Origin of the sequence: Caloranaerobacter longqiensis, assembly GCF_050286925.1 — a bacterium.
GTDB lineage: Bacteria > Bacillota > Clostridia > Tissierellales > Thermohalobacteraceae > Caloranaerobacter.
Genome location: NZ_JBFWFX010000034.1, coordinates 1 through 7,466 on the forward strand (window position 1 = coordinate 1; position 7,466 = coordinate 7,466).

Annotated in this window: 13 protein-coding genes; 10 read left to right on the forward strand and 3 right to left on the reverse strand. The window is 32.9% G+C overall.

The genetic code is table 11. The annotated features are described in order from the left end of the window. Nucleotides 1-180: 180 nt before the first annotated feature. Together AB4Y15_RS13440 and AB4Y15_RS13445 are read right to left on the reverse strand one after the other, a co-directional pair. Nucleotides 181-657: an MFS transporter gene (locus AB4Y15_RS13440; RefSeq protein ID WP_427340856.1), complete on the reverse strand. Its 477-nt coding sequence runs from the start codon at nt 655-657 to the stop codon at nt 181-183. 469 nt (nt 658-1,126) lie between these two features. Continuing rightward, nucleotides 1,127-1,840: a helix-turn-helix domain-containing protein gene (locus tag AB4Y15_RS13445; RefSeq protein ID WP_427340857.1), complete on the reverse strand. Its 714-nt coding sequence runs from the start codon at nt 1,838-1,840 to the stop codon at nt 1,127-1,129. 320 nt (nt 1,841-2,160) lie between these two features. Between AB4Y15_RS13445 and AB4Y15_RS13450 the strand changes: the two genes are divergently transcribed. Beyond that, nucleotides 2,161-2,328 (forward strand): Mu transposase C-terminal domain-containing protein, encoded by a 168-nt coding sequence (locus AB4Y15_RS13450; RefSeq protein WP_427340858.1) that lies wholly within the window; start codon nt 2,161-2,163, stop codon nt 2,326-2,328. On the opposite strand, the gene AB4Y15_RS13455 is transcribed toward AB4Y15_RS13450, so the two are convergent. Next, nucleotides 2,303-2,566 carry a hypothetical protein gene (locus AB4Y15_RS13455; protein WP_427340859.1) on the reverse strand — a complete coding sequence of 88 codons (264 nt, stop codon included), beginning with the start codon at nt 2,564-2,566 and terminating at the stop codon, nt 2,303-2,305. The two genes, AB4Y15_RS13450 and AB4Y15_RS13455, sit on opposite strands and share 26 nt — an antisense overlap. Before the next feature lie 67 nt (nt 2,567-2,633). On the opposite strand from AB4Y15_RS13455, the gene AB4Y15_RS13460 reads away from it, so the two are divergent. From AB4Y15_RS13460 to AB4Y15_RS13500, 9 genes are all read left to right on the forward strand, one after another. Beyond that, on the forward strand, nt 2,634-2,900 hold the full coding sequence (locus tag AB4Y15_RS13460; RefSeq protein ID WP_427340860.1) for a hypothetical protein: 267 nt from the start codon (nt 2,634-2,636) through the stop codon (nt 2,898-2,900). 290 nt (nt 2,901-3,190) lie between these two features. After that, nucleotides 3,191-3,463 (forward strand): hypothetical protein, encoded by a 273-nt coding sequence (locus AB4Y15_RS13465; RefSeq protein ID WP_427340861.1) that lies wholly within the window; start codon nt 3,191-3,193, stop codon nt 3,461-3,463. Further along, complete coding sequence (locus AB4Y15_RS13470; protein ID WP_427340862.1) at nt 3,464-3,676, forward strand: BC1881 family protein; 213 nt, start codon at nt 3,464-3,466, stop codon at nt 3,674-3,676. It begins immediately after the preceding gene. A 45-nt stretch (nt 3,677-3,721) separates the two neighbouring features. Further along, nucleotides 3,722-3,943 (forward strand): helix-turn-helix domain-containing protein, encoded by a 222-nt coding sequence (locus AB4Y15_RS13475; RefSeq protein WP_427340863.1) that lies wholly within the window; start codon nt 3,722-3,724, stop codon nt 3,941-3,943. 11 nt (nt 3,944-3,954) lie between these two features. Next, nucleotides 3,955-4,128 (forward strand): hypothetical protein, encoded by a 174-nt coding sequence (locus tag AB4Y15_RS13480; protein ID WP_427340864.1) that lies wholly within the window; start codon nt 3,955-3,957, stop codon nt 4,126-4,128. Continuing rightward, entirely contained in the window at nt 4,106-6,037 is a 1,932-nt protein-coding gene (locus tag AB4Y15_RS13485; protein WP_427340865.1) for a Mu transposase C-terminal domain-containing protein, read from the forward strand. The genes AB4Y15_RS13480 and AB4Y15_RS13485 overlap by 23 nt, the downstream gene beginning before the upstream one ends. 13 nt (nt 6,038-6,050) lie before the next feature. Then, nucleotides 6,051-7,031, forward strand: coding sequence for an AAA family ATPase (locus AB4Y15_RS13490; RefSeq protein ID WP_427340866.1), 981 nt, complete (start codon nt 6,051-6,053; stop codon nt 7,029-7,031). A gap of 25 nt (nt 7,032-7,056) precedes the next feature. Next, nucleotides 7,057-7,233 carry a hypothetical protein gene (locus tag AB4Y15_RS13495; RefSeq protein WP_427340867.1) on the forward strand — a complete coding sequence of 59 codons (177 nt, stop codon included), beginning with the start codon at nt 7,057-7,059 and terminating at the stop codon, nt 7,231-7,233. Continuing rightward, complete coding sequence (locus tag AB4Y15_RS13500; protein ID WP_427340868.1) at nt 7,233-7,373, forward strand: hypothetical protein; 141 nt, start codon at nt 7,233-7,235, stop codon at nt 7,371-7,373. Before AB4Y15_RS13495 ends, AB4Y15_RS13500 begins: the two co-directional genes overlap by 1 nt. Nucleotides 7,374-7,466: the final 93 nt, after the last annotated feature.

Here is a 7,466-nt window from a genome sequence, read left to right on the forward strand (position 1 = left end):
CTCCATAATGAAATTCCACCTATTTTAAATTCTTTAGCCAAGTTTATTTTCTCTATAACACTTCTACTGTCCTCATACCAGATTATGTTATCTGTTCCTTCTAAATCATTATAATACCTTATATATGGATTTTTTGAATTGCTATCAAAATTAATTATTTCATCTACGAATATAATATTATCACATTATTTTTCCCGTATCATGCTCACATCTCTTTTTAAAAACAAACTGATAACACATCCAAATTGAACCCAACACAAGTATAACCCCGCATATGCTCAAGATTATACTTATTGGTACTGCTTGAATTACAAAACCTGATATAAATAATGAAATAGGAGCTAAAGCATTCATAATCATTGAATATAAACTAAATACCATCCCCCTCTGTTTATCTGGTATTTCTGCTTGAAATATCGTCATCATACTTATTTCACCAAATCCAGAAACAAAACCTTGTATAAACATTACAATAACTGTTATGTAAAAATTAATTATATTCCCTATCACTATTAATGCTATTCCACAAAACAATGGAAATATATATATAAATTCTCTTTGATGTCTAATCTTAGGGTTAAAAATAAGATACACTCCTGATATTAAAACTCCAACTGAATCAGCAATCATAATTATACTTAATGCTATTGAACTCATATTATAGTATTTATCTACCAATGTTATTTCTCAAATTAATCTGCAAATATACCCGAAGGGTGATGAGGTGGGATAAGACGAGACAAACAGAGATATTACAAGACATAGAGGGATTTTTGTTTTATTTAGTGGGAAGTTTAGATTTCTCAAGATATTTTGCAAAGTATTTTTTTAGGACATGCTTTCGGGTATGATGATGCGATAAAATTTTACGATGTTACATGAAGTTACATAGGTTTTACGAATTTGTTACGACGTTGAAAAATTAAGCGTTACACTATGTAACGCTTTTTATGAAAAACAGAAATAAATTAAAAATTAATTAGTGTATTTCATAATTTTTAAAAGGAACTTTTAAATTTATTCTATAAAGAAAACGGAACTATGTTAAAATGTTGAAATAACTATAATTGAGACTAAATTAGTATTTTTTATATTAATTTTTAATCGGAATATCGGAAGTACAAAATTAAGCAGTTATTGATGGATCATTTGTGACACTTTCTTCTCCACTGGTGAAGGTAGACGACATTATTTTTTTATTGTAATCAAGCATGGTTTCTATGATTCCTTCTATCTTCCCTTTTTGTTTGTCTGTAAGTTTTCTGTAATTTATAAGTAGGTAGACTTCATCATCTGTAAGAGTATTGATCAGCTGTTTTTTTCTCTCTGATGTAAGCGGTTGTTCGATATAATTTTCAATATAACTTTGCAGCTTCTTGGCTAATTGGATAACTTTTTTTTCTTTTTCAATACTATCTTCTTTTATAATATTATTTTCATCTTGGCCCGATTCATGACTTACTCTACAAATGCTCTGTAAATAATCTCTAATAGCTCTTTTAAGCTCATAAATATTTTCTTCTATTGGAGAAATACCAGATTCAGGAGCTTCAAATGTAAAAGAGTAAATCATGTCGGGTTTTTTCTTTTTTTGTTCTTCTTTATTTTCTTCTCTGTTTTCTTCTTTTTCTTCTGGCCCTCTTCCTTTTCCAGTTAAAAGCCAGTCAGTTGTGACATTAAAAAAATCAGCAAGTGCAATTAAGGCATCTGCACTTGGCTTAGCTCTTCCTCTTTCCCAATCGCTAATATTACTGTAAGCGACATTAATTTGTTCAGCTAGTCCTTTTAATGTTAAGTTTTTAGATTTTCTCAATTGTTTAATCCTATCTTTTATTTCCAATCAATCACCTCCTTTCAAAAGTATTTATATATTTGTATTATGAATATCCAAAATTTATTCGAAAAAAATTTAAAAAATAACTAAATTTTTTCTTGTAAAATTATGAAAAACGGTATATACTATTTATAGAATGATTAATAAATAAAGCATTATAAGTAAAGTTTATCACATTTCATAAGAAAAATTCAGCAAATATATAAACTCTCTTCAGATAATTCCCTCCAGAGGAATTATCTATACATATCATTTCTGAAAATAGGTGTCCTGCTTCACCTAAAGAGATGAACTTTGAAAAGTTTATAGAGAAAGGTGGTGAATTGGTGACAAAAGTAGTTACTACAATTGGAATAACATACAAAGCTAAATATTTCTTTGATGCAAAATTAATACCTTATATTGGACACAAAGTAGTTATTAAACCTTTAGATCATGAAACTATCGAAGTCTACAAAGGAAATCAATTTATTTGTTATGCGAAGAGCTGTTAAAAGAAATTTTATCTGGGATACCATATTTGTCAATGTAGCCATCAAGCAAATCTCTAATATACCTATCTTGAGCAGCTTTTATTGCTTTTCGATATTCATCGCTTGTTATAATACCTTTTTTAATAAGTAAATCGAGCAAGACTAAAGCAAGGGTTTCATTTGAAACTATTTTAGTAAAGATTGCACTACTTAATTTAGAATTGACAAGAAAATCAATATATTTTTCTTCTTTATTCAATTTACATCACCTCCTTTTGATACTAATTTTATCAAAATAGAAACTGAGATGAAAGGTGGTGGGTAAGATGGTGCTTAAGAAAGCGGCCTTAAGGAAAGATGTTTTTAAGTCTATTAAGTTATTTGCTGATGAACATAATATGGAGTATGAAGATGCATGTGATCTCTTTTATGAGGTAGTGAATGAGACTGTTGGAGGGAATGAAGAAGCAACTACTTTAGGATGTGCTATCAAACAACATGAAACTTTAGAATGTGCTATTAAACTTCCTGACTATAGCAGTGAACAACCAAGACTTACTGTGACTATTACCCACACGATTAAAGAAGAGTAAGTAAGAATGACGGCAAGAGTTAACACCTCCTCCTATTTTATGAGGTTTTTGGTTTTGCAGTTTGGGCAAATTATAAAATTTTTAATGCCATCCCTTTTGAGAGGGGAATTGCAATTAAAACACCTATACTTTGAAATTGAATTTTTAATTTGAACAGGTTCTGATGTTTCTACCTCCACCAAGATAGGAACATCTATAACGATTTTTTTAGTGTATTTCTTGCTCACTTTTATATCTCTTGCCGTCATTTTAATTATAACAGATTAAATTTTAAAAAAGAGGGATATTAAATGACTGCTAAAAGCTATGTTAGAGGACATCTTTGTGAATGGAATGGTACAGAGTGGGTGTATAGCGATACCAAAGAATCGATAAAAAATGAAAGACCATGTGCCAGGTGTGGGAAGATGCCAACTGCTGAAGGTTATGATCAATGCTTGGGATATATAGAGGGAGCTGTATCTGCATGTTGTGGGCATGGAGTTGAAGATGGTTTTATATTGTACGAAGATGGGAATTGCAAAAGAATTGGAGATGAAAATGTACAATTTAGGAGGGATTAGATGGATTCTGCAAACAAGGGGGACAAAGAGATGTTCGGATTTGGGAAAAGACTTAAGGATTATAAAACTTCAGAGCTTATAAAAGAGCTTCAATCAAGAAAGAACGTAAGCATACTCAAGATGAACAAAAATCAGCAGTATCAAGTGAAAAACAGTCATAAAAGAATTAAGGAAAAAGGTCCAGCTGTCATTTTAGTAATAAGAGATGTTTAGACATAACAAAAATTCGCAAAATTGATTTTAAAGGGGGACAGTAAGATGAGCAAACGAAGAGAGCTTACTCTATTTGGAGTAAAGGTTAAAAAAAGACTTATAGAACTGGATATGACACAAAAAGAGTTAGCAAAAGATATAGGAGTACATCCAGCATACTTGACTGATATACTTAGGGGAAATCGTTCAGGAAGAAAATATAAAAAGGCAATAATAAAAAGGCTCAATCTCGACGAAGAGAGCGAGAGCCTTAAAGAAGTAGTATGAGGGAGGAAACTATGATAAAGCGGAAAGCAGCACAAAAAAGGAGAAGAGTATATAAAGGTTGTAAAAAGGGTCTCCCTCCCCTGCTTATCCCAGCAACCTTTAAATATACTCTTCCCCTCCATTATAACACGGATGGAGCAAAAGATAAAGGAGGGATAATGTGTGAGTCTTTGGCTTGCGACTAAGGACGTCGCAGAAATTTATGGAGTTACAGATAGATGGATAAGAGAAAAAGCCAAAAAAGGTGAATTTAGAGTTAGAGAGGTTACTAAAAGAAATCGCAAGGTTTATCTTATAGATATCACTTCGCTGCCAGAAGATAAACAGAGGGAGTATCTGATGAAGGCGGCTGCTGATGAATGTGCTGTTGAAGTAATGATGGATACAGGCAATAATGAAAAAAAGAGCTATACTCTCGGAGAACTTAGAGAGATATACGGAGACAAGTTTGAAAAGATAATGCTGGAGGCACTTAAAAAGGTTGAAATTATTGAAAAGGTTAAAGAGCTTGAACACGGCGAGAAGGTTGAAGAAATTGAAAAGTTGTGCAAAGAGTATAATACCAGTTTAAGGACTGTGTATGACTGGAAAAAGAAATATGAAGAGAAAGGGCTGATTGGTCTGTTGAGAAAACCAAGACAAGGACGAGGAAGGTCAGTAAAGTTATGTGATGAAGCTATCAAGTTTATAAGAGGCGTTTTTCTCCAACCTATAAAGCCTAAAAAGATACATGTATATAGGCAGTACCTGAAAAAAGCTAAAGAAGAAGGCTGGGAAATAGTATCAAAGGACACTATATACAGAGAAATAAACAGGATACCTGAATCAATGATTATTATGGGTCGAGAAGGCATTGAAGAATATAATAAGAAAGCAATGCCTAAAGCAACGAGAGATTTATCTACACTGTTTGTTAATGAAATATGGGTTGGAGACGGTCATAAATTGGATGTTCAGATATACCACAAAGGAAAAGTTATTCGTCCAATGCTTACAGGCTGGATGGACATGAGAACTAGAGCAATAGTTGGATGGTGTTTATCGGTATACAGCAATTCACAGACGATAGGGTTAGCTTTCAGGCATGCGGTGTTACCAAAGGATAATTCTCCTATCATGGGACTTCCTAAACAAGTGTACATTGATAACGGTAAAGATTACAGGTCAAAGCATTTTGCAGGTGGACTTAAGACGAATAGATTTGACTATTCTCTTGAGGTTAAAGGGCTATTAGCTTCACTGGGGGTTGAAGCAAGATATGCAACACCACATTTTCCGTGGACGAAGCCGATTGAAAGACAGTTTAGAACTTTCACGAACAACCTATCAAGGTATTTAGTAGGCTTTTGCGGAACTGAAATTGACGATAGACCATACAACCACAAGGAAAAGGATATACCAGTTATAGGGCTGACAATGCAGCAGCTTGCTGAAGTAGTTGAAGGATATATAAACAGCTACAACAATACAGTACATTCTGCATTAAAAGACACTCCTCTAAATGTCTACACAAACAATATCAAGATAAGAGATGATATGCCTACTCCTGAAGAACTCGACATACTGCTTATGAAAGCAGAAAACGCTTCAATAACTCCACAAGGAATTCAGAGGTTTAATAGATTGTTCTGGTCGGATGAGCTTATTCCTCATATTGGCAAAAAAGCTACTATTAGATTTGATCCAAACAATGTCGGAGAGATATATGTATATATCAATGGAGAGCTTATCTGTATAGCTGAAAATAAAGAGCTTCTTGAAATGAATGCTACCGAAAAACAAGTTGCAGAATGGCGTAAGAAACAAGCTAAAGCTCGTAAAGAGCTTAAAGCAGAAATTGAAAGCTACGGTATAACTACTGAAGATGTAAGACGTATGATGCTTGAAGATTATATAGACGATGAAGAACTTCTTGATATAGTTGTTGGGAAAAATTCTAAGAGAAGTAAAATGAATAAGGTTATAAGACTCAATAGACAAACACATCAAGGCAAGCAGCTCAAAGAAGTTAAAAACAGCAGTAAAGATGCGGCGGCAACTGATTTCTTTTCAAAATTAAGTGAAGGTTTCTTTGAAAATTCAAATACTTTATAGGAGGGGTTCGATTATGGGAATGGCTGCTACTAATATTGATTTTGGCAGAGTTGAAAGATTACAGGAGTTTCTAAATGATTTAATTGAGCGTAAAGGAATTTCTCAAAAAGAAATTGCAGACAAATTAAAAGTTTCTCATTCTCTAATCTGGAAATTCAGAAAGAAAGGCGAAGCTTCAGAAAAGTTTATTGATGAGCTTGAAAAGTTTGAAAAAGAGTACATGGACAGTCAAATTAATTCTCCAGTAGTTAAACAAGTTGCTTTTACTGGCACATTTGATTTTATAAGGACCAGAGATGCTGAAAATATTATAGGACTTTGTATGGCAACTGAAAGCATAAATGGGATAGGTGTTGTAATTGGAAATGCAGGAACTGGCAAAACAAGAGCTTTAAAAGAGTATGCTAAAAATAATCCAAAGGCAGTATATATTAGAGCTGACTGTTTAATGAGTGCTAAAGGGCTACTTAAGGAAATTGGGAGACAAATTGGAGCAGAAATTGAAGGTACTGATATAAGAGACATGATGTACAGCATAGTTGATAATTTGAGCATCAATCCAAAAACAATCATTATAGATGAAGTTGAACAGTTGATGCCAGCTAATTCAATCAGAAAGATTGAAATAATTAGAACTATTCATGATTTGACTAAAGAATATGGAAACAGTCTTATCATGGCTGGCCCTCCAATAGTTGAGCATAAGCTCAAAAAAAGAAGTATTAAAGAAAATTATGGACAGATTGATTCGAGAATTGACTATTTATACAAGACACAAGGTCTATCTAAAGACGAGATAATGAATATACTTGACGGCTTTAATATTACTGAAAGTGCTAAACAGGATATAACAAATCTTGTACTTAGAACTACCAAAGGCGGAATTAGATGGCTTTCAAAAATCCTTAAAAAATGCACTGATATAGCAAGTGTTGAAGATGGAACTATCACAAGAGAAACTCTTAAAAAAGCAACATCTATCATGATGATCTAATATAAAGCTTAAAGGGGGACAGGGCATGCTTAACCTTAAAGAAGAAGTTACATTGGCAATTAACTGCTTAATTGAAGGGCTTGATGATAAAAAGACTGTAGTGGATAGAATTGTTGATTATGTGGATAAGAACTACATAGCTAAAGAAGAACTCGACAGAGCTTTTGATAAATTGAGAAATAATTTAAAGGGGGATGCTTAATGAACGATATGGATTTAATAAGTGTTGGGACTGCTTCAAATTGTTATGAAAAGGACAGAGTATTCTTCCATTGTGAAGATGGACATGTTGTTTATGTAGGTATTGAAGATGAAGATAATGATCTAAAAGGGGGAAACTAGAATGGCAAGAGTAAGAATTCCAAACGAACCTGTTTTAAAGAGTTGGGATGATGTTGATTTAAACTTAAAGGAAATTGCTGAATGTCAGATAGC

What these genes read in the sequence shown, in the direction of transcription:
- AB4Y15_RS13440 (WP_427340856.1), bottom strand. Translation starts at nt 657, where the DNA reads ATGAGTTCAATAGCATTAAGTATAATTATGATTGCTGATTCAGTTGGA.
- AB4Y15_RS13460 (WP_427340860.1), top strand. Translation starts at nt 2,634, where the DNA reads ATGGTGCTTAAGAAAGCGGCCTTAAGGAAAGATGTTTTTAAGTCTATT.
- AB4Y15_RS13465 (WP_427340861.1), top strand. Translation starts at nt 3,191, where the DNA reads ATGACTGCTAAAAGCTATGTTAGAGGACATCTTTGTGAATGGAATGGT.
- AB4Y15_RS13470 (WP_427340862.1), top strand. Translation starts at nt 3,464, where the DNA reads ATGGATTCTGCAAACAAGGGGGACAAAGAGATGTTCGGATTTGGGAAA.
- AB4Y15_RS13475 (WP_427340863.1), top strand. Translation starts at nt 3,722, where the DNA reads ATGAGCAAACGAAGAGAGCTTACTCTATTTGGAGTAAAGGTTAAAAAA.
- AB4Y15_RS13480 (WP_427340864.1), top strand. Translation starts at nt 3,955, where the DNA reads ATGATAAAGCGGAAAGCAGCACAAAAAAGGAGAAGAGTATATAAAGGT.
- AB4Y15_RS13490 (WP_427340866.1), top strand. Translation starts at nt 6,051, where the DNA reads ATGGGAATGGCTGCTACTAATATTGATTTTGGCAGAGTTGAAAGATTA.
- AB4Y15_RS13495 (WP_427340867.1), top strand. Translation starts at nt 7,057, where the DNA reads ATGCTTAACCTTAAAGAAGAAGTTACATTGGCAATTAACTGCTTAATT.
- AB4Y15_RS13500 (WP_427340868.1), top strand. Translation starts at nt 7,233, where the DNA reads ATGAACGATATGGATTTAATAAGTGTTGGGACTGCTTCAAATTGTTAT.